This window comes from Allobacillus sp. SKP2-8 (assembly GCF_007559355.1).
GTDB classification, from domain to species: Bacteria; Bacillota; Bacilli; order Bacillales; family Alkalibacillaceae; genus Allobacillus; species Allobacillus halotolerans.
In genome coordinates this window covers 1-21,593 of the sequence record NZ_VMHF01000020.1, presented here as the reverse complement: position 1 = coordinate 21,593, position 21,593 = coordinate 1, and the positions used below count along the sequence as shown (strand labels likewise).

General features: G+C 39.8%; 18 protein-coding genes. 7 read left to right on the top strand and 11 right to left on the bottom strand.

The features are described from left to right. Positions 1 to 127: 127 nt before the first annotated feature. From FPQ10_RS11565 to FPQ10_RS11545, 5 genes are all read right to left on the bottom strand, one after another. On the bottom strand, positions 128 to 517 hold the full coding sequence (locus FPQ10_RS11565) for a hypothetical protein (protein WP_144163663.1): 390 nt from the start codon (positions 515 to 517) through the stop codon (positions 128 to 130). A 104-nt stretch (positions 518 to 621) separates the two neighbouring features. Beyond that, positions 622 to 2,004 (bottom strand): sensor histidine kinase, encoded by a 1,383-nt coding sequence (locus FPQ10_RS11560; protein ID WP_144163662.1) that lies wholly within the window; start codon positions 2,002 to 2,004, stop codon positions 622 to 624. Further along, positions 2,001 to 2,684, bottom strand: a complete 684-nt coding sequence (locus tag FPQ10_RS11555) for a response regulator transcription factor (protein WP_144163661.1) — start codon at positions 2,682 to 2,684, stop codon at positions 2,001 to 2,003. Before FPQ10_RS11555 ends, FPQ10_RS11560 begins: the two co-directional genes overlap by 4 nt. 316 nt (positions 2,685 to 3,000) lie before the next feature. Beyond that, positions 3,001 to 3,684, bottom strand: coding sequence for an ABC transporter ATP-binding protein (locus tag FPQ10_RS11550; RefSeq protein ID WP_144163660.1), 684 nt, complete (start codon positions 3,682 to 3,684; stop codon positions 3,001 to 3,003). A 1-nt stretch (position 3,685) separates the two neighbouring features. Continuing rightward, complete coding sequence (locus FPQ10_RS11545; RefSeq protein WP_144163659.1) at positions 3,686 to 4,720, bottom strand: ABC transporter permease; 1,035 nt, start codon at positions 4,718 to 4,720, stop codon at positions 3,686 to 3,688. A 476-nt stretch (positions 4,721 to 5,196) separates the two neighbouring features. Between FPQ10_RS11545 and brnQ (FPQ10_RS11540) the strand changes: the two genes are divergently transcribed. After that, positions 5,197 to 6,558 (top strand): branched-chain amino acid transport system II carrier protein, encoded by a 1,362-nt coding sequence (brnQ, locus tag FPQ10_RS11540; protein WP_144163658.1) that lies wholly within the window; start codon positions 5,197 to 5,199, stop codon positions 6,556 to 6,558. A gap of 422 nt (positions 6,559 to 6,980) precedes the next feature. Here brnQ (FPQ10_RS11540) and FPQ10_RS11535 read toward each other — a convergent pair whose 3' ends face one another. Continuing rightward, entirely contained in the window at positions 6,981 to 7,832 is an 852-nt protein-coding gene (locus FPQ10_RS11535; protein WP_144163657.1) for an MBL fold metallo-hydrolase, read from the bottom strand. A gap of 161 nt (positions 7,833 to 7,993) precedes the next feature. Here FPQ10_RS11535 and FPQ10_RS11530 point away from each other — a divergent pair, with 161 nt between their 5' ends. From FPQ10_RS11530 to ahpF, 4 genes are all read left to right on the top strand, one after another. Further along, a complete protein-coding gene (locus FPQ10_RS11530; protein WP_144163656.1) occupies positions 7,994 to 9,493 on the top strand; it encodes a fatty acyl-CoA synthetase in 1,500 nt (499 codons plus the stop codon). A 155-nt stretch (positions 9,494 to 9,648) separates the two neighbouring features. Next, positions 9,649 to 10,296 carry a YczE/YyaS/YitT family protein gene (locus FPQ10_RS11525; RefSeq protein ID WP_255439940.1) on the top strand — a complete coding sequence of 216 codons (648 nt, stop codon included), beginning with the start codon at positions 9,649 to 9,651 and terminating at the stop codon, positions 10,294 to 10,296. Positions 10,297 to 10,627: 331 nt separating this feature from the next. Then, positions 10,628 to 11,197, top strand: coding sequence for an alkyl hydroperoxide reductase subunit C (ahpC, locus tag FPQ10_RS11520; protein WP_144163655.1), 570 nt, complete (start codon positions 10,628 to 10,630; stop codon positions 11,195 to 11,197). Positions 11,198 to 11,211: 14 nt separating this feature from the next. Then, a complete protein-coding gene (gene ahpF, locus FPQ10_RS11515; RefSeq protein WP_144163654.1) occupies positions 11,212 to 12,783 on the top strand; it encodes an alkyl hydroperoxide reductase subunit F in 1,572 nt (523 codons plus the stop codon). A 659-nt stretch (positions 12,784 to 13,442) separates the two neighbouring features. Here ahpF and FPQ10_RS11510 read toward each other — a convergent pair. Continuing rightward, positions 13,443 to 14,426: a M28 family peptidase gene (locus FPQ10_RS11510; protein ID WP_255439938.1), complete on the bottom strand. Its 984-nt coding sequence runs from the start codon at positions 14,424 to 14,426 to the stop codon at positions 13,443 to 13,445. Positions 14,427 to 14,735: 309 nt separating this feature from the next. Here FPQ10_RS11510 and FPQ10_RS11505 point away from each other — a divergent pair, with 309 nt between their 5' ends. Continuing rightward, the gene (locus FPQ10_RS11505; RefSeq protein ID WP_144163653.1) at positions 14,736 to 15,695 is read left to right on the top strand and encodes a tRNA dihydrouridine synthase; all 960 of its coding nucleotides are present in this window, start codon (positions 14,736 to 14,738) and stop codon (positions 15,693 to 15,695) included. Between the two features lie 147 nt (positions 15,696 to 15,842). Here the strand turns inward: FPQ10_RS11505 and FPQ10_RS11500 are convergent, their stop codons facing one another. Continuing rightward, a complete protein-coding gene (locus FPQ10_RS11500; RefSeq protein ID WP_144163652.1) occupies positions 15,843 to 16,268 on the bottom strand; it encodes a hypothetical protein in 426 nt (141 codons plus the stop codon). Positions 16,269 to 16,592: 324 nt separating this feature from the next. Continuing rightward, positions 16,593 to 17,453 (bottom strand): pyridoxal 5'-phosphate synthase lyase subunit PdxS, encoded by an 861-nt coding sequence (gene pdxS, locus FPQ10_RS11495; protein ID WP_144163651.1) that lies wholly within the window; start codon positions 17,451 to 17,453, stop codon positions 16,593 to 16,595. Between the two features lie 240 nt (positions 17,454 to 17,693). Between pdxS and brnQ (FPQ10_RS11490) the strand changes: the two genes are divergently transcribed. Next, the gene (brnQ, locus tag FPQ10_RS11490) at positions 17,694 to 19,052 is read left to right on the top strand and encodes a branched-chain amino acid transport system II carrier protein (RefSeq protein ID WP_255439937.1); all 1,359 of its coding nucleotides are present in this window, start codon (positions 17,694 to 17,696) and stop codon (positions 19,050 to 19,052) included. 47 nt (positions 19,053 to 19,099) lie between these two features. Here the strand turns inward: brnQ (FPQ10_RS11490) and FPQ10_RS11485 are convergent, their stop codons facing one another. Continuing rightward, positions 19,100 to 19,747, bottom strand: a complete 648-nt coding sequence (locus tag FPQ10_RS11485) for a GntR family transcriptional regulator (protein ID WP_144163650.1) — start codon at positions 19,745 to 19,747, stop codon at positions 19,100 to 19,102. 238 nt (positions 19,748 to 19,985) lie between these two features. Beyond that, positions 19,986 to 21,167, bottom strand: a complete 1,182-nt coding sequence (locus FPQ10_RS11480) for an NADH-dependent flavin oxidoreductase (protein WP_144163649.1) — start codon at positions 21,165 to 21,167, stop codon at positions 19,986 to 19,988. Positions 21,168 to 21,593 lie beyond the last annotated feature (426 nt).

Here is a 21,593-nt window from a genome sequence, read left to right as displayed (position 1 = left end):
GCTTCAGGGTTAATCCGCATAACTTCAGCGTTAGTCCATGCAGCTTCAGGGTTATTCTGCACACCTTCAGGGTTAACCGTATAGCTTAGTAACTTATAAGGCTTGAATCCATAATCCTTTATCGTACTTATTTTTCTTCTTTTACAAACAAGGTGAGCAAGAAAAAGAAGAAGAAACTGGCTAGTAATGCAACACCACCACCGATATAGACTGATAGCGTGACGCCAGTAGGAAGTTCAAATGGCTTCACCATATATAACCACATGCCGATCGTTAATCCTACAGAACCGATAATGGCTGTCCAAACATGAAGCTTCGTTAATAGTGAATCCTTTTGTTGAAAGATCTTGTAATAAACGGCCCATCCGAAAAGGGTTAGCCAGCCGACGACAAGAATATGGGCATGCACCGCACGGAATGCATAAGAACCAGAACCGGCCATATGTGCACCTAAGATAGCACCAATCAGTCCGAATATTCCCGCAAACTGCAATAAAATCTTACTGTTTTTATTCATTCAATACCCCTCCAATTGTTCAAGGTTTCATTATATAAAGTATATCTCTTGAATATGAACGGGGTATGAACAAAGGTTAATGACAGTTGCGATTAGTTAAACTCTTAACTTTTCGGTAATTCCACATCAATTGTTGTTCCTTCGTTTTCATTACTGTTTATATGAATTGTTCCACCATGCAATTGGACGATGGCTTGGACAATCGATAGTCCTAATCCTGTACCTTCAATCAATCGCGTTCTCGCAGAATCGACTCGATAAAAACGATCAAAGATTTTCGCTTGTTCATCTGCTTTTATTCCGATGCCTGAGTCGATGAAGGAGACGCGCACAGATTCAGGTTTTTCTTCAACTAACAATTCAATGCTGCCATCTGGCCTGTTATATTTAATGGCATTCGTTAATAAATTTTCCCAAACCGTATGGAGTAAAGCAGGATCAGCAGTAATCGTTACGTCCGGTAGTTTAAATCCGATTGATATATTTTTCTCATCCATTTGCCACTGATGATTCCTGATCAGTTCTTTAAGCTGTTCACCTATATGAACGGTAGTCTCTTTCATCAAATCTTCGTCGCGATCCAATGACGCAAGCAATAGTAGTTGTTTCGTTAATGTCGAAAGTCGGCTAATCTCACCATTAATGATGGAAATGTAATTGCTTTTTTCTTCTGGATTGAGAGAATCACTTTCTAGCAGGTTTGTATAGCCTTTTATATTGGATAAAGGTGACTGTATATCATGTGAGATGTTGGAAATAAATTCTTTTCTCATTTCGTTTGTCTGTTCTAGCCTGTTAGCCATTCGTAAAAAATGAGAAGAAAGCTCCCCAAGTTCATCATTCCGCTCTGTATCGAGCTCATCCACATTAAAATTACCTTCAGATAACGTTTTTGTTGCTGTCGTCAGTTTTGAAATTGGTTGAACTAAGTATTTTGTACTGAAAAGAACCATAATAATACTGAGCAGAATGGTTAGGGCTAGCAGCCAACCAAATAAAATATGCATCTCATTGAAAAGCAGTTTAATGTCCGGACGAAGAAAGAGTGCATAGTTTTCATCATTATGTGTTAATGGCACACCAATTGTATTTTTTAATTCATTCGCAAAGAAACCGGTCACGAATGTTTCTTGTGGGAAGTTTAAAATTCCATGAAAAACATTACCGCTTAATACTTGTTCAACAGCGGACTTTGAAAGGTTGTATTCCCGGAAAGGGGCACCGAATGACGTCTCATCGCCAGATTCATCGACTAAATAAAGTTGATATCCAATCGAAGAGATGTTTTCCAAGTAATCATGCAGGTTGACCTCAGGATGTTGTTCGGTGAATTCAGCGATATTCAATGCAATTTCCGTGTTCTTTTCGTCGTTTTCAGGTTTTAATTTTTGTTGATAATACGTATTGGAAATGAAAAAGGCAATAACGCTACTAAAAATCATAATGCCGATTGTAATCCATACAAATTTAACATAAAGGGACCTCATTTGCGTTTAGCCTCCAATGAATACCCAATGCCACGCACGGTTTTAATTTGAAAATCATCTGTTAAATTAGAGAAGCGTTGCCTTAATCGTTTAATATGAACGTCGACTGTTCGTTCATCGCCTTCATAATCCCAACTCCAAACATGTTCAATTATATGTTCTCTTGAAAACACATGCATCGGATTGGATGCTAAAAAGTAGAGAAGTTCGAATTCCTTTAAAGGTAAAAGAATCGTTCGATCATCGATTTGGACTTCATATGTTTGTTTATTGATCATCGTATTGCCGAATCGGATTTTCGAATCGTCATCTGCATGGCTGTCGTACCTGCGAAATAACGCCTCGATTCGAAAGATTAATTCTTTCGGCTCAAACGGTTTAACGAGATAATCATCTGTACCGGATTTAAACCCTTCCTCTTTGTCATTAATTTGATCTTTGGCTGTTAAAAGGATGACGGGTATATCGAATTCTCTTCGTATTTCTCTCGTTAAAGCAAAGCCATCCATGAAAGGCATCATGACATCGACGACTGCTAAATCACATTGTTCCTTATGAAGAATTTTTAATGCATCTGTCCCGTCTTTTGCTTGAACGACGTGATAACCCGCTTCGGTTAAATGGATGGATACCAACTGCAAAATGTTTATATCGTCATCGACAACAAGAATTGTTTTCATTGCGTAGCCTCCTTCTTAACCATTTTCAATTGCAAATAGAGCTTGGGACAAATCTGAGTTATAAACTCAGAAACACGAATAACAATCTAACTTAGCGTAGGAAATATACGGAGACTTCTGCGGGAGCAAAAGCCTAGGTGAGACCCCGCAGTGCGAAGCACGAGGAGGCTCAACAGCTGCCCGCGAAAAGCGCAGTATATTTCCGAAGCGCGTATTTCCGGCACACTAAATTAGAATATTCGTATCTGTGTCAACTTTAAAGGTATTGTCTCAGCCTCTTTATATTCTCACTATCGTTAATCGTTTTCTACTAATGTCATTTATTTTCTAGGACCATACCATCACTCATTTGTAGAATTCGGTCTACATAAGAGAGCATTTCTTCATCGTGAGTAACCATTAACGTTGTAATATTCATCTTTTTCGTTAAATCACGAATTAACTCCATCATATCTTTGGATCGTTTTGAATCCAAGCTTGCCGTCGGTTCATCAGCAAAAAGAACTTTTGGTTTGTGAATGATCGCACGAGCAACGGCAACTCGCTGTTTTTCACCACCCGACAATGAAGAAGGGTAGGCTGTTTTACGGTGCTCCATTCCAATCACATTTAAAAGCTGATCAATTTCTTTTTTTTGTTCTTTCTTTGATAATGTAGATTCAGAGACTTCCAGCATAAGCATCAATTGTTCTTCCACTGTGAGGAAAGGAACGAGGTGAGCAAATTGAAAGACAAACCCAAATTCCTTTGCACGTACTTTACGTACTTGTTCAGAACTCATGGTTGTCAGGTTATTGCCATCAAACAGAACTTCACCATCGGAAGCGGGTTGTAATCCTGCAGCAATCGTCAACAGTGTACTCTTGCCAGAACCCGATGTACCGACGAGTGCGGTGATTTCTCCTTCTTTTAGCGATAGGCTAATGCCTTTCAATATATTTTCCTCTATTTCACCATTTGTAAATGTTTTCTCTACTTCGTCCAATGTGAATATCGTCAAATTAATCCTCTCCTTGTTGGATCGCCCGAAGCGGCTCGATTTTTCTAATTTGTAATCCTGAAAGTGTAGCTCCGATAAAACCGACAACTAAGAAAATGATTGATAGCTGTGTTGTCGTCTCAAAGGTTAAGTGAAAAGGCATTCCTTCAGGTGCGATGCTATTGAACGCATGACTTAGCGAAATGGACAGCGCCAAAGCAATGATGGTAATGAATAACATTTGTGTCCAGATCATCTTGAACAGTCTACTTGTTTTGATTCCAACGGCTTTTAGAATTCCATATAAACCAATCTTTTGAATGTTCATCATGTAGAAAAAGATTGCAAACAACATGCCACTGATGACGATTAAAAACGAAACAATCATTGTTAAGGACATTTGTTCTGCGTTATAACTCGGAATCGTACTTAAAAAATCTTTATTCGAGTAGGATTGTAATCCAGTGAAATTTTGTGCTGAATTTTCTCCTGGTAGGAAAACTAATTGCATTTGTTCAACGTTATACATCTTTTTATAGTCTTCACTATTAATATACGCGACTGGCGCATGGCTGAATTTCTTTTGATCAACGAAACCTTTGACGACTAATTCATCACGGAGTTGATTGTTTGTTAATAGATCCCCCACTTTTATACCTTTCTCTTTCAACGAGCGATCTACGATGACTTCCCCTTCATCAACTTGTGTAAATAGCTTTGAATCGGTTGCTGTAACGAATGCAACACTTTGCTGTTTGTCCTCCTGATCAATCAAGAACCCCATTTGAATCGATAAGGCTACCGCATTTTGATGGTCATTCATGATTTCATGTTGAACATCTGTATCTATTCTTGATAGATTGTAAGTTTCCTCAGCATCTTCACTCATATAGAAATGACCTTCTGGTAAATCTTTTATTAAAGCGGCATTATCCTGTGACAATCCGTTCGCTAAGCCGGATATAATCATTGTCAATAAACTAACAAGGAAAATGATTGAGCCTAAAATCAAAAATCTACTTTTATTTTTATTGATTTCTTTCCAGCCAATGTTCATCTTTCCATTCCTCCAACCATTTTGATAATTTTAGTTTACCCATTGAATATGAACGACAGATGAACGGGGGAGAGTAAACTTGTACGAAAATCAAAAGAGTGATGGAGAGAGTATGCAGGAGATTGTTAACACGAGCGTGAAACTATTAAATAAGACATTTGGACTTGGCCAGTGGTGTAACAGGCCAAGCGATTATCATTGATGGAGGGTATACTGCTCAGTAAAGCCGTTTAAAACCGGAAAATGAATAAAAAAATCAGGCAAACAAATCCCGAATTCATGATATTAAAATTGAATGATTTCCCTTGCTGCGTAAACAACTAGATAAATTGGAAAAAACTTTGTCACAATTTGTCTAAAAATTCACTTAAAAAGCATTGAAATATAAACACAATCGTAGTACCATAAGTTTCGCTTGATAAATTAAATATTTCAGAAAAATCACAGAAATTAATCATCGATGGGGGAACTCGATTGTGAAATTATCATTCTCATCCTATGCAGCAGTAGGAGTTATGTTATTCGCGTTATTTTTTGGCGCTGGAAATCTGATTTTTCCGGCAAGTTTAGGACAGAATGCTGGTGAAAATCTCTGGCCAGCGGCAATTGGCTTTTTAATCACGGGTGTTGGCTTGCCACTCCTCGGAATCATCGCCATGAGTTTTTCAGGGAGTCGAAATTTACAAGAGCTTGCGGCACGGGTGCACCCGTTATATGGAGTGTTTTTTACATCATTATTATACTTAACGATCGGGCCATTCTTCGCCTCCCCTCGTACGGGAACGGTGGCGTTTGAAATCGGTATATCCTCTTTTGTCAGTGAGTCGTCTCAGCAACTAGCATTATTTATTTTTACGTTATTATTTTTCTTAGTCGTTCTTTTCTTTTCCTTAAAGCCAGGACAGCTAGTTGATACAATCGGTAAAATGTTGGCGCCTGGGTTAGTTTCTTTGATTGCGATCTTATTAGTAACCGCTTTCGTCAATCCGATGGGTGAATTCCAATCACCACAGGAATCTTATTCGGATGGAGCATTTCTGACAGGGTTTCTTGAAGGCTACAATACAATGGACGCACTTTCATCTTTAGTTTTCGGCATTATCGTCATCAATGCGATTTATGCGATGGGTGTTACGTCGAAAAAAGATATACTTCGGACGACTATTAAAGCTGGTAGCATAGCCATTTTACTTCTTGGAACCATGTATGTGGGGATTGCTTATTTAGGAGCAATCAGTACACAGGTTCTTCCAATATTTGATAATGGTGGGCCTGTTTTAAGTGGCGCAGCCTCGCATTATTATGGAACATTCGGCTCTGTATTGTTAGCGATTGCCATTATACTGGCATGTTTAACGACAGCGATTGGATTGACTGTGGCCAACGCTCAATACTTTCATTCATTGATGCCGAAATTCAGCTATAAAACCTATGTTATTTTCTTTGTGACAATCACGTTTGCCATTGCGAACTTTGGACTGACAAATATCATCACTTATTCCGTACCGATTTTAATGTTTTTATACCCATTAGCGATCGTTTTAATTTTATTAACGTTTTTATCACCACTATTTAAGCATGCACAACTTGTTTACATCACGACGATTTCGGTCACTTTTGTAATCGGTTTCTTTGACGGGTTGAAGTCGCTTGCTGAATCATTAGGAATCGATTACTTCGCTTGGATGCAACCGATAATAACCCTTTTTGAGAAATGGTTACCATTATATGGTCAAGGACTCGGTTGGTTAGTGCCAGCAGCTATATCCATTGTTATAACTGGCTTGATCAGTCGATTCCAAATGAGCAAAGTATCTACATCACGACAAACTACGTAAAATAAATGAGGGTTAAAAAATAGAAAGACGGCACCTGCCATGAAAATAAATGGTTAGGTGCCGTTTTTTGTTCTGTTCATTTAAAAAAATGTTTTAATCAGGGATAGCGTGTGAAAATTGCTCCCTATCGTTGAATAGAAGCACTCTAATCGGGGGTAGCGTACGAAAATAGCTCTCTAGCTTCGAATAGAAGCGTTCTAATCGGGGGTAGCACACGAAAATAGCTCTCTACCTTCGAATAGAAGCGTTCTAATCGGGGGTAGCGTACAAAAATAGCTCTCTACCTTCGAATAGAAGCGTTCTAATCGGGGGTAGCGCACGAAAATAGCTCTCTATCCTCGAATAGAAGCTTTCTAATCGAAGATAACGTACCGAAATAACGCTCTACCCCGGAATAGAAGGGCTCTGAATGATAAAAGCACTTAAATCCGAAATCCGTTCACGAAGTACTCCATAATTTCTTTTTCTTCTTCATTTAATTCGCGTTGCAAAAGTGAGGCCATCTCATGAGCCATAGAATCTCGTTCTCCTTGATGCTTTTCCGCTAACCGCGCGCAGGTTTTCAACAATGATCGAAAGGAAGAGAATTCTTCTTTCGTAAATGGTCCAGGGTGATGGGACAAGAAGAATGTTTCTGCGTCGAACTCATCAATTCTGTCTAGTAGCTTCGTTATGTTTTCAGTCGTATAGTGCCACTTTTCTGCATACATATTTGCATAGAGGCAATCTCCGAGAAAGAGCATTTTTTCCTCGGGTACATAAATTAGCGTCGAGTCAGGTGAGTGGTCGCCGCCAACGTGCTCGATGATACAGGAAACCCCACCGAGATTTAGTTTGATTTGATGATCAAACGTAATGGTTGGGTCTGGAATCATAACGTTTCGATCAGCACCTAATTCAAGCTTGATTGCTTCCGAACAAAAAGGGATTTCAATACCTTGTTCGACACGGCGGTCTAATGCTTGGTCATTCCAAGAATAGCCTTGCAGTTTTTTCATTCCTTGAAGAGTCAGGTTGTTCGCAATCGAAGGGAGGTTCATTTCCTGCAACCCAAATACGTGATCCCAATGCCAATGGGTAAGTGCTAATAAGTGACCACAAATCCCATGAACATTCAGTTGCTGGTTGAACAGTTTTGCATGTTCCGCAGAATTTCCGGCATCGATGAGTAGTGTCCGTGAATCCCCAACGACCGCTGCCAAAATTGGACGATCTGTTTTGGGATACGGTGGTAGGTAATAGATTCGGTCAGAAAGTTGTTGGACGGTCTGCATGATTTAATCTCCTTTTAAATATTTCTTCTATTATAAGGAATGAAGATAAGATTGACCAACTATTGCAGGTTAGACATTTTTGAGCTAAAATTAAATCAAATAATTCTGATAATACTAAAGTTTTTGAATTTAAGTTTATATAACGAAATGGAGGAGATGAAATGAGATCCAACACCATTGCTGAAACAGTCAAACGGACAGCGAAACGGACTCCGCACCACACGGCAATCATTTATGGGGAAAGAACGTGGACGTATGAACAGTTAGATCAAGCAGTCACCAGTGTAGCTCTCGAATTACAAAACCAAGGTGTGAACAAGGGAGAACGTGTTGCTGCGTATGGCAAAAATTCCGATTTATATGTAGAGCTGTATCTTGCGGCAGTTCGTTTAGGAGCGATTCATGTTCCGGTAAATTTCCAACTAAAAGGGGCGGAGTTGGACTATATTTTGAGTGATTCAGATCCTACCTTAGTTGTAGCCGATCTTGATCTTGCAACAGAGATCGAAAAGAATGAGAATAATCACCATCACAAAATAATTTATTTTGAAGATCACGTATTAGACTGGACAACAAAAAATGATGAGCCTTTAGAGGTCGACTTTGGAGTGGAAGACACAGATGTTGCTCAGTTACTTTACACTTCAGGAACGACTTCCAAACCAAAAGGTGCCATCATGACACATCGGGCGTTAGTCCATCATTATGTCAGTTGTATTCAAGGGTTGAATATTAAAGAATCGGACCGAGCGCTCCATAGTATGCCTCTTTACCATTCTGCACAAATGCATGTTTTCATGCTTCCTGCCTTAATGGTTGGTGGCTGGAACAAAGTGTTGAAATCTCCTGTACCTGATCAAGTTTTGCAATCGATAGAAGAGGATGATATTACTTCATTTTTCGCGGCACCAACGGCATGGGTTTCTTTAGCGAATCATCCTGAGTTCACAAATCGTGATTTAAGTACACTGAAAAAAGCCTATTACGGTGCTTCGATTATGCCAGGTCCGATTTTAGAACGACTGCAAAACCATCTTCCTGAATTAGGGTTTTATAACGTGTTCGGTCAGTCCGAAATGGGCCCAGCCTGTACAGTCTTGCTTCCAGAAGAGCACGAAGAACGTCCGAGTTCAGCAGGCCGACCGCTTTTGTTTGTTGAAACACGAGTCGTTGATTCAGAAGGAAATGATGTTGCTGTTGGTGAGCTAGGAGAAATCGTTTACCGATCGCCGCATTTATGTCTAGGTTATTGGAACAAGCCAGAAGCAACGAGTGAAGCCTTTAAGGATGGATGGTTTCACTCAGGGGATCTCGTGAAAATGGATGAAGAAGGTTACATCGAAGTGATTGACCGTGTGAAGGATGTCATTAATACGGGTGGTGTCGTTGTCGCTTCAAGAGAGATTGAGGATTGTATTTATCAATTGCCTCAAGTTGCAGAAGTCGCCGTTGTCGGTGTACCTGATGAAAGATGGATTGAAGCGGTAACTGCATTTGTCGTCAGAAAAGATGACATCACGGAAGATGAAATCATTCAACATGTGAAAGGGAAGCTCGCAAGTTTCAAAGTGCCAAAACAAGTTGAACTCGTCGATGAATTACCACGCAATGCCAGTGGAAAAATTTTAAAAAGACAACTCCGGGACGCCATAACAAAATAACAATCACTAACCTCTCGAATAAATAATCTCGAGAGGTTTTTTCATGTTTAATGACGTTCGCTCATTCGAGTTTTTACATTGATAATCCGGGAACTTTCTTATCCGGTTAATTCGTATTAATATAGATATAGGAGAGAAAGAAAGGAAGAAGCAAGATGTTTATGTTCATCACTCGATGGCTTTTTTATTTTATCGGATTACTGACGTTTAGTTATGGGATTACCATCGCGCTTAGTATGCAACACCTAGGCATCCATCCGTGGGACGTCCTTGCGGTTGCGCTATTTGAAAAATTAGGTTTATCCATTGGTACATGGGCGATCATTATTTCCTTAATTTTAATCATCGTCTCTTGGTTCTTGGATAAAAGCTATATTAAATTAGGCACATTTTTAAATGGTGTACTCGTCGGTGCTTTTGTTGACTTATTTCTATGGATTGATTTTTTGCCGAATGCGAGCTTCTCATGGACCGATTCACTCGTCATGATTGGCGGAATGGTTGTGATGGGCATAGGCGGAGGATTATATAATTCAGCACAAGTTGGTTCAGGGCCGAGGGATGGGTTTATGTTATCCATTGCAGACAAAACAAATGCACCAATCGGAAGAGTACGGATCATCGTTGAAAGCTTTATACTCGTGATAGGTTTTATTCTCGGAGGACCTGTTTTTTGGTTTACACTTATTTTCACATTTGTTCAGAGCCCAGTATTTGCTTATTCGTTTAAAAGGTTTAAAACTGTAATATCATTTATCGAACGTCGCCACAACACAGTGAAAAATAAATCTGAAGCTGTCTGAGTATAAAAATCACCTCGTTATATGACAATAATCGATAAATAAACTTGTTAAGCACCTTACAATCCAATTACAAGTTCGTTTTCGTGTTTATGAATGCTTTAAAGTGGAATGCTAGTGTATATGGCTGTTATCATAACGCTAGGTTTGGTCGTTTTACCGGTGAATTCTCAATTAAGCAAATGAATGAATAATGAAAATCAGCGTTAAATGTGTCCAAACTTTAAACATTTCTGCAGAACGACTGTACTTGTTGACAGTACCAGTGGTTTATTATAATATATATTTGATTGTAATTATTATTAATAAATATCTATTAGGAGGAATAATTACTATGTCATTAATCGGAAAAGAAGTACAACCATTTCAGGCGAAAGCTTATCATCCTGTAAACGATGAATTTATTGACGTTACAGAAGAGAACTTTAAAGGTCAGTGGAGTGTTGTTTGTTTTTACCCTGCAGACTTTTCATTCGTTTGTCCTACAGAACTTGAAGACCTTCAAGATCAGTATGACACATTGAAAGAGCTGGGTGTAGAAGTTTATTCTGTATCAACAGATACACATTTCGTACACAAAGGCTGGCACGATAACTCTGAAAAAATTGGTAAAATCAAATATCCAATGATTGGTGATCCATCAGGAATTGTTTCTCGTAATTTTGACGTATTAAACGAAGAGTCCGGTCTTGCAGATCGCGGTACTTTTGTCATTGATCCAGACGGTGTTATTCAGACAGTTGAAATTAACGCAGATGGAATTGGCCGTGACGCAAGTGTCATCGTTGATAAAGTAAAAGCAGCACAATATGTGCGTAAGAATCCAGGCGAAGTTTGCCCAGCTAAATGGGAAGAAGGATCTGAAACATTAACACCAAGTCTAGACCTAGTTGGTAAAATTTAAGGAGTGCGATAAGCATGCTTGAAGCAAATATTAAAGCACAATTAGAACAATACCTTCAGCTGCTCGAAAGTGATATTGTTTTAAAACTCAGTGTGGACACAGGTGACGTGTCAAATAAAATGGAAGAGTTTGTGAATGAAATAGCTTCCATGTCATCGAAAATTACGGTTGAAAAGACAAGCTTAGAAAGAACACCAAGCTTTAGCGTAAATCGTGTTGGTGAAGACACTGGGGTTGCATTTGCTGGCATTCCACTCGGTGAAGAATTTACATCACTTGTATTGGCTTTATTGCAAGTCAGTGGAAGAGCACCTAAAGTCGACCAAAGTGTCATTGACCAAGCAAAAGAAGTCAAAGGCGAGTACCACTTTGAAACGTACGTAAGCCTTAGCTGCCATAACTGTCCAGATGTCGTGCAAGCATTAAACATGATGAGCGTTCTCAATCCAAATATTTCCCATACGATGATTGACGGAGCGACAAACAAAGAAGAAGTGGAAGCGAAAAACATCATGGCTGTACCGACAGTTATGTTAAATGGTGAAGAATTCGGAAGTGGACGTATGTCTGCAGAAGAAATTCTAGCTAAGCTTGGTAGTGGACCGGATGCATCTGAACTATCTGCCAAAGATCCATTCGACGTACTTGTTGTCGGTGGTGGACCAGCTGGTGCAAGTGCCGCTATTTATGCAGCACGTAAAGGTATCCGTACAGGAATTGTCACGGAGCGCTTAGGTGGCCAAGTGTTAGACACGATGAGCATCGAAAACTTCATTAGTGTCACAAAAACGGAAGGACCAAAGCTTGTAGCAAGCCTTGAAGAACATGTGAAGGACTATCCTATTGATATCATTAACTTACAACGCGTAAGTGGTATTGAGAAAAAAGACATGTTTGAAATAGAGCTTGAAAACGGCGCGATTCTAAAAAGCCGTACAGTGATCGCTTCAACAGGAGCGAGCTGGCGTAAACTTGGTATTCCAGGCGAAGCAGAATTCTCGAACAAAGGTGTCGCATACTGTGCACACTGTGATGGTCCATTGTTTGAAGGGAAAGATGTTGCTGTTGTCGGCGGAGGTAACTCCGGTGTTGAAGCAGCCATTGACCTTGCAGGCATTGTAAACCACGTAACTGTTCTAGAGTATTCTTCAGAATTGAAAGCAGACGAAGTTCTACAAAACAACCTAGCTAAACTTCCAAATGTGACTGTGATTACAAATGCTCAATCTACAGAAATCATAGGATCTGATCAAGTTGAAGGATTGAAATATATTGATCTGGAAACGAAGGAAGAAAAGCAAATTGACTTAGCAGGTGTGTTTGTTCAAATCGGTCTTGTTCCAAATACAGGTTGGCTTGGCGATAAAGTCGAGAAAAACCGTATTGGTGAGATTATCGTTGACAAACAAGGTTCTACGAATGTTCCAGGTCTTTTTGCAGCAGGTGATTGTACAGATGTATTCTACAATCAGATTATCGTTTCAATGGGAACAGGAGCAACTGCAGCATTAGGTGCTTTTGATCACCTCATTAGAAACCCTGTGGAAACAAAAGAAGAACAAGGTGAACCTGTAAGCACAAAATAATAAAAAAGAATGAAACATTAAATCCTCATAAGAGTAGAGCGTTTTGACATCTACTCTTATGGGGATTTTTTATAGATAGGTGATTGAAAGTTAGCCAAAAGAAAAAATGTAGTGTGCAGATATGAAGCGAAATCAATGCCTTCAGTTAAGTAAATAAAGTCGCGATCGCTGATTGCTGAAGTTGTGCTGCTGACTGCTGAAGTTGAGCCGCTGACTGTTGAAGTTTAGTCGCTGACTGCTGAAGTTGAGCCGCTGACTGTTGAAGAAGTGTCGCTGACTGCTGAAGAAGAGCCGCTAACTGCTGAAGTAATGTCGCTGACTGCTGAAGTTGAGCCGCTGACTGTTGAAGTTTAGTCGCTGACTGCTGAAGAAGTGTCGCTAACTGCTGAAGTTTAGTCGCTGACTGCTGAAGAAGAGCCGCTAACTGCTGAAGTTGTGCTGCTGACTGCTGAAGAAGTGTCGCTAACTGCTGAAGTTTAGTCGCTGACTACTGAAGAAGTGTCGCTAACTACTGAAGTAACGATTGCTGGCTACGGAAGTTCCGTCACGCTGCGATCAGAGAAGCATCTAGAAGGACAGCGATTTAAGCAAAAAACCCGAACGATTTATTTTACATCTAGATCGCTCGGGTTTTAATTTGTTTCTTTAGTCTCGAATTTTTATAAATTTGGCTCTTCGTAATAATAATCTACAGGAACAGGTGCGACTGCCGAACGTTCAAGTGCAGGTGTATCTTTTCGTGCAACTCGATAAACGGCTGATCCAACAATTTTTGCTACATCGAACATTTTTTCTTTGCTGACGTAATCAATTAAATCGTCCTCTGTATGATACCACGGTTCAAGTGGTGTATGGATAAACAATGCTGCTGGAATGCCTAAATTGTGGAATGGTACATGGTCACTTCGGCCAAGTTCACTGTATGGAACGAGTTCACTAACTCGAGAACCAGCTGCAGCTCCAAGATCAGTTACTGTATTTTGTTCCCCGTCAGCTGTAAACATAACTAAATCTCCTGCATCGGCACTTCCGACCATGTCTAACTGAAACATTGCCACTGTTTGCTCGACCTCGTCTTCAGACATTGCTTCGGCATATCTTCTGGAACCCCATAGTCCATATTCTTCTGCACCGAAAGCGACGAATTTAACGGTTGTATCTGTTGGAGCGTTTGAGAATACACGCGCTAATTCAAGCAAAACACCCGTACCTGATGCATCATCATTTGCGCCTGGCCCCCAAGGAACTGAATCGTGGTGTGAGCCAACGATAATCTGTTGTCCTGAGTCATGATTTTTCTTCGGCTCTTTAACCGCTTCAACATTGTACGAAGTGACTTCTTTTCCTCCTGATGGGAAAGTAAACTCATGTACATTGACTTCTTCGTAACCATAACTTTCAAATTGCTCCACCAAGTAATCAACTGTTTCAAGCTCAGCTTCTGTACCTGCACCACGTGGACCGATCTTTTCTGACAGATGTGAAACATGATCGTAAATGCGGTCTACATCAATTCTCTTAATGATTTTGTTGTCAAATGCGTGGGCAGAACCTCCATTTCCATTATGATTAGCCGCTAGACCAGGTGTTGTCCAAACCATGAGTAAAACAAGAACCATACTCAACAGCCTGAATTGTTTCAATCAAATCACTTCCTTTCATGTGGTTGCTTGTATGTATTCTGTCATAAAAGATTTAATCCTCTTAATAATCTGAAAATGATAAGAAAGTAATAAGGCTCTCAATGCATTTGCTACTTAAGTAGGAAGAAAAAGAAGATGAAAGTCATAGGTAAATGGTTAGCGTATGAAATGAAGAAAAAGAGAAATAGAAAAACCGCATCATCATTTTTTGTTGATATTCTTGGGTTTAATGATTAAAATGAATCATGGTATAAATGAATCTTAAATAGCGAACGAGCGAATACAAACAAAAGAACGAGGAGATTCAATATGAAAGAAAATTTCTGGCGTGATTTACCACGACCATTTTTTATATTAGCACCGATGGAAGATGTAACAGACGTTGTTTTTCGTCATGTCGTCAGTGAAGCGGCAAGACCAGATGTATTTTTTACAGAGTTTACGAATACAGAGAGCTATTGCCATCCAAAAGGAAGACAAAGTGTTCGTGGCCGTCTGACGTATACGGAGGACGAGCAACCGATTGTCGCACATATTTGGGGAGACAAGCCTGAGTATTTCCGAGAAATGAGTATCGGAATGGCGAAGGAAGGCTTTCGCGGAATCGACATTAATATGGGATGCCCTGTTCAAAATGTCGCAGCAAACGGAAAAGGTTGTGGACTCATTAACCGTCCGGAAGTTGCAGCAGAAATTATTGAAGCGGCTAAAGCTGGCGGACTGCCGGTCAGTGTGAAAACAAGACTCGGTTACACACGCGTTGATGAATGGCGAGATTGGCTAACGCATATTTTGAAACAAGATATCGTCAATCTATCCATTCATCTCCGTACAAAAAAAGAGATGAGCGATGTCGATGCGCACTGGGAATTAATTCCGGAAATTAAAAAGCTTCGAGATGAAATTGCACCGGATACATTGCTGACGATTAACGGTGATATTCCAGATCGTCAGAAAGGTTTGGAACTCGTTGAACAATACGGTGTAGATGGTGTCATGATCGGACGAGGGATATTTAAAAATCCATTCGCGTTTGAAAAAGAAAAGAAAGAGCATACACACAAGGAATCGTTGGATTTATTGAGATTACATCTCGATTTATTTGATCAATATGCTGAGCAGATGGAAACACGTCCGTTCAAGACATTGCGGAGATTCTTCAAAATATATGTCAAAGGATTTCGCGGCGCAGGTGAATTACGAAATCGGTTGATGATGACTGAAACGACCGATGAGGTTCGTGAGTTGATCAACGAATATATGGATTAACTAAAACATCTCCTCTCTTTGGTTTTCAAGAGAAGAGGTGTTTTTTTATTCAGATACGGTTTTGGCGCGAGATATTTTTTAGGTAAGTCTAACAATGGAGAGGGAGCCAGTTACCGAAGCAATAATTAATGCTTCCTTAAGCTATACTTACTTAATTTGCACTACAGTAGGTTCATTTTCGCTTATTATTTCGATAATCTGATCCATTAAATAGATATGATGCTCTAAATGTATATCGGTACTCCCAAGTGTTGGGAGAGTATCATACCAATCAATAAAACCTGATTTGTTGGACTTGAAAAAAAGAAAATTGGTCAAAGGTCCTTTTTCTGAACCACCTAAATATTTTTGTATCGCATTCTGTGTGGGTATACTGAGATCAACGCGACTTGCTTCAGGTGTCACTCTAATTGCAAGCACTTCATGGAAAGAATAGGAGAGCTTGAATTGATGGTTGTCATTTGTATCTATAATCATTTCAACATTCGGGTAGTGTGTAATCTGTATAAGGTTTAGGGGTGGTTCGTATGATGTAGATATGGGCTGCCAAACCTCAAAAATGTCATTACTCATCTGTATAGCTCCTTAATAATAACGAATTTTATCTTATTTTAAGAAAAACCCTACTCTACTACTTAAATATTATATAAAAACTATTATGAATATTCAATGTAATTAAAATAGGAAAATATTATTAAGTAAACTCTTTTAACTAATTGTATTTAGGAGCTAGCGAGCTGAGGAAATGACTGATGATGACTGAAACAACCGATGAGGTTCGCGGGTTGATCGATCAATCATAAAAAGATTGGTCTTGTATAAATGCATATTCAAAATAATAAAAAGAAGCTAGTTACCCCTAATGTCGGTAACTGGCTTCTTAACATACTAGATTATTTATTCACTTCGATCTTGCATACGCTGGTCTTCGCCAAGTGTACCGATTTCTATACCTTTCATCGCAGTACCTAGGTCTTTTGAAAGTTCAGCAATTAACTTGTAATCCTTATAATTCGCAGTTGCTTGTACAATCGCTTCTGCAAACTTTTGTGGATTATCGGATTTGAAAATACCTGAGCCGACAAATACCCCATCAGCACCAAGCTCCATCATTAACGCCGCATCAGAAGGTGTTGCAACACCACCTGCTGCAAAGTTATTAACAGGCAGGCGACCTTCCTTTTGAATTGTCAAAAGCAGCTCATATGGTGCTTGGATATTTCTCGCAAATGTCATCACTTCATCTTCGGACATTGAGGCAAGCTGTCTAATTTCTCCTTGGACTTGTCTGAGATGGCGGACTGCTTCTACGATGTTTCCTGTTCCAGGCTCTCCTTTTGTTCGGAGCATGGAAGCACCTTCTCCGATTCGGCGTGCTGCTTCTCCGAGATTACGACACCCACATACAAAGGGTACTGTGTAATCTGATTTTTTTAAATGAAATACATCGTCTGCTGGTGTGAGAACTTCGCTTTCATCTATATAATCGACACCGATTGCTTCAAGAACACGTGCCTCTACAATATGACCGATTCTGCCTTTCGCCATGACAGGGATGGATACAGCATTCATCACTTCTTCTGTAATTGTCGGGTCAGCCATACGGGCAACACCGCCTGCTGCTCTAATATCTGAAGGTACACGTTCTAGTGCCATAACCGCGACTGCTCCTGAAGCTTCCGCAATTTTGGCTTGTTCAGCATTCACGACGTCCATGATCACGCCGCCTTTAGGAATTTCTGTTTCGAATTTCGTCATTTGTTCTAGTCCCCCTATATTCTCTCTATTTAAAATTGTCACTAAAACGGTATTATATCACTAGAAATTAGCTTGTGACACTACTGAATATAACGACCGATCTTAGTACATGAATTTTTAATAGATATAATTATCATAAAATTCTATTAATATATTGCATTTTGCATAGAGAAGTAGTATGCTATTTTCAACCGATATATTGCATATTGTAAAACTGATCATCTTAGGAGGAAACTTAACGTGAAATTATCTTTTTCGTCTTACGCAGCAGTTGGAGTAATGTTATTCGCACTATTTTTTGGAGCTGGAAATCTTATTTTTCCAGCAAGTTTGGGTCAAAACGCAGGAACAAATCTTTGGCCTGCAGCAATTGGGTTTTTGATTACCGGAGTGGGACTTCCGCTTCTTGGAATCATCGCGATGAGTTTTTCAGGAAGTCGTAACTTGCAAGAACTTGCATCAAGAGTTCACCCGGTTTATGCGGTATTTTTCACATCATTGCTTTATTTAACCATTGGACCATTTTTTGCCTCTCCTCGTACAGGAACAGTGGCATTCGAGATTGGTATCTCATCTTTTGTAAGTGAATCATCTCAACAATTGGCTTTATTTATTTTTACATTGATATTTTTTGCTATCGTACTTCTATTATCTTTAAGACCAGGGAAACTAGTTGATACGGTTGGAAAGATTTTGGCACCTGGATTAGTGGCTTTGATCGCCATTTTGCTCGTGATGGCTTTTGTCAATCCGATGGGAGGGATGATGGAGCCACAGGAGTCATATACGAACGGGGCGTTTGTGACAGGCTTCCTTGAAGGCTATAACACGATGGATGCGCTAGCTTCATTAGTGTTCGGGATTATTGTCATCAATGCAATTCGAGCTATGGGTGTGACATCGAAAACAGAGATTCTTAAGACGACCATTAAGTCAGGTAGTATCGCTGTTTTGCTTCTTGGAACAATTTATGTAGGAATTGCCTATCTCGGTGCAACGAGCACACAAGTTCTTCCGATATTTGATAACGGTGGGCCAGTGTTGAGTGGTGCTGCGTTTCATTACTTTGGTACATTCGGTTCTGTATTGCTTGCTGTTGCGATTATATTAGCATGTCTAACAACAGCAATCGGGCTAACCGTAGCGAACGCACAATACTTTCATACGTTGTTCCCAAGATTCAGTTATAAATCATTGGTGATTTTTTTCGCAACGATAACCTTTGTGATTGCGAACTTCGGGTTAACGAATATTATTACTTATTCTATCCCAGTCTTGATGTTTTTGTACCCGTTGGCAATCGTTTTGATGATCTTGACATTTTTGTCTCCATTGTTCAATCATGATCGCATCGTCTATCAAGCTACTATTGCTGTAACGTTTTTGATTAGTATTTTTGATGGACTTCTGTCGCTAACAAGCTCATTGGGAATCGAAAATTTCAGCTGGACTCAGCCAATTATAAATTTTTATGATCAATCCCTACCTCTATACGGTCAAGGACTTGGATGGCTGTTGCCTGCAGTTGTTACTATTGTAGTCACCGGAGTCATTACTCGCTTCAGAAAAGATACGACAGTTGAGGCTCAAGCTTCATAAAACACTTAAAAAACCGGTTCCTCTAGGAGCCGGTTTTTTATGCTATATTACTTAAAATCTTTTAATGTCCGTAGCCAATTCTCTTTCATAATTGTTGCAGCTTCGTCTTTATTTCCGTTTTTCATCGCCTCAATAATCAAACGATGCTCTTCAATGGACTTTTCTGTTAACTCAATCGAATTATAGAAAAAGTGGCGTCGTACATGTGCTTGTAAGGATTTTAATACGGTTTGGATATAATTGTTATTCGTTATGTCAACAATCAATTGGTGAAATTCTTCATCGACCTTCAGTGCAGCATAGTCATTATTCGAATGGATGGCTTGAGCGAACCGATCGTTGATTTGTTCGAGTTGAAAAATGTGATCTTCCGTCAATTGATCTGTCGCCAATTCGGCGGATAAAGACTGTAATGCCGCCAAAGGGGGGAGAAGGTCATTAATCGCTTCCCGTTCGATTTTGGTGACTTGTGTTGCTTTAGCCGGAAACATTTTGACAAAACCGTGTGCTTCCAAAAGTTGCAAAGATTCACGAACCGGAGTTCTGCTGACACCTAGCGATTTGGCTAGTTCGGAATCATTTAGTTTTTCGCCAGGGAGCAATGTTCCATCGATAATCCATTGTTGAATTTGGTTGAATGCGCTTTCTTTCGCGGATTGGCGAACAGGTTTGGAGTGATTTGCAGGTATTGGCATCCCACTTCTCCTCTCTAGATACTTTTTTAGTATATTTATAGTATACATGAAAAATCTACCTAAAGGAATATGCGATATATCAGTGATTTTATAGTGAGATATAAAATGATAGAGACGAGCTTAAAATGTATTTCCTCGGCTCGTCTCTAAAAGTCAATTTGACGGACGGTGACTGATCACTTTTTTTAGTCAAAATTTATACGTTTTATGAGGGAAGTGAGCCAGCTTTAACTAGCAATTAGTATAATTTCCTTAATTCTTCTCGTGCTTCCTCAGAAAGCGATCCGCCAATGTCCATTAATTCCACGATATCTTTAAACGCTCTTTCGGGGATGGCTAAATCAGGAACTTCTTCTGCGGTGAACCCTAAGTCAATTTCATCTTCGCGACCTTCTTGGAGTTTAGTCACGAATTCAGGCTCCGTCACAAAAGGCGTCGACATGCCGACCATATCCGCAAATTGCATTGCTTCCATCGCTTTTTCAGGCGAATTGATTCCGCCGGTTGCCATAACTGGAACACGCTCAGATAGGTGGTCATAGATGACGCGGTTCATGTATTCACCTTTGAATTTTCCTTGACGGAGGGTTTGTTTATAAATGCTTTTCCCCCAGCTGGCGGTCGCTAAATAATGGATTGTGGAGACTTCCATAATTCGGTTCATAAAGTCGATAAATTCTTCGGCGCTATAGCCGATGTCATTGCCTCGCGTTTCTTCGGGCGTCCCTCTGAATCCGAGGATAAAATCGGATGGCGCTTCTTCGTCAATGACTTTCTGAACCGCTTCCATCACTTCGACCCCGAAGCGGGAACGGTTTTCAAGATTCTGTGGTCCGTATTCATCGTCACGTTCATTGGAAAACGTGGAGAAAAAGGTTTGAATCAATAGCCGTTGTGCACTGGAAATTTCCACGCCATCAAAGCCTGCGGCAATCGCCCGCCGGGTAGCGTCAGCATATTGCGTGATTACGTGCTTGATTTTACGCTTGGACATAGGCAAAACCGTATGTTCGACGGGGGTTTTCAATTCCATTTTACTTGGTCCGTAAACAACGCCGAAATCCTTCAATGAAATTTTTGAAAATCGCCCAGCGTGTGTCAGCTGAATGATCGCTTTCGCACCGTCTTTTTTCATCGCTTGAGCGAGTTTTTTCAAACCCTCGATGCTCCGGTCATCATCAATACTGAATCCATATTCGAATAGCTGACCATACGGCTCAACATAGGCTGCACCGGTGATCTGCAGTGGCGCGGATCCTGCACGACGCTCTGCATAAGCCAAATCCTCTTCGGTCACATAGCCTTCACTGGTCGAAGAGTTCGTAATCATTGGGGATAAAACAAATCGATTATCTAATGGAACACCATTCGGTAGAGTAATAGAATTGAATAAAGGTTGAAATTGTTTGGATGTTTTCATATGTATGGACTCATACCTTTCGTGTTGGTTTTGGTAATTTAAGTATACCATCTGTTAATGAAAATTAAATGAGTTAGATTATCAACATATTTTCAGCACTTAGTCTACTATTAATCCGCAGGGGTCACATGTTTTAGCATAAAGGCCAAATAAATAAAGTATTCACCAGTTTTGTCATGAGAAGGTTGGTACATTCCTTGTTCTATTATCTTTGAAGAGCTTCCTCACCGAAGGTATCAGTGTTATTAGCCAAGAATGTAATATTTATCCAATAAATATAGGAAGTAACATTTGTATTTTATTACTTTTTACATCTAAAAAGTAAAGAAAAAATGAAAAGATTTTAGTATTGAATAAATTTCATAAATCTTAGCCCTTACAGGGCAAGGGTTTCAAAACACAAAAAAGGAAGTACCTCCCCAAAGT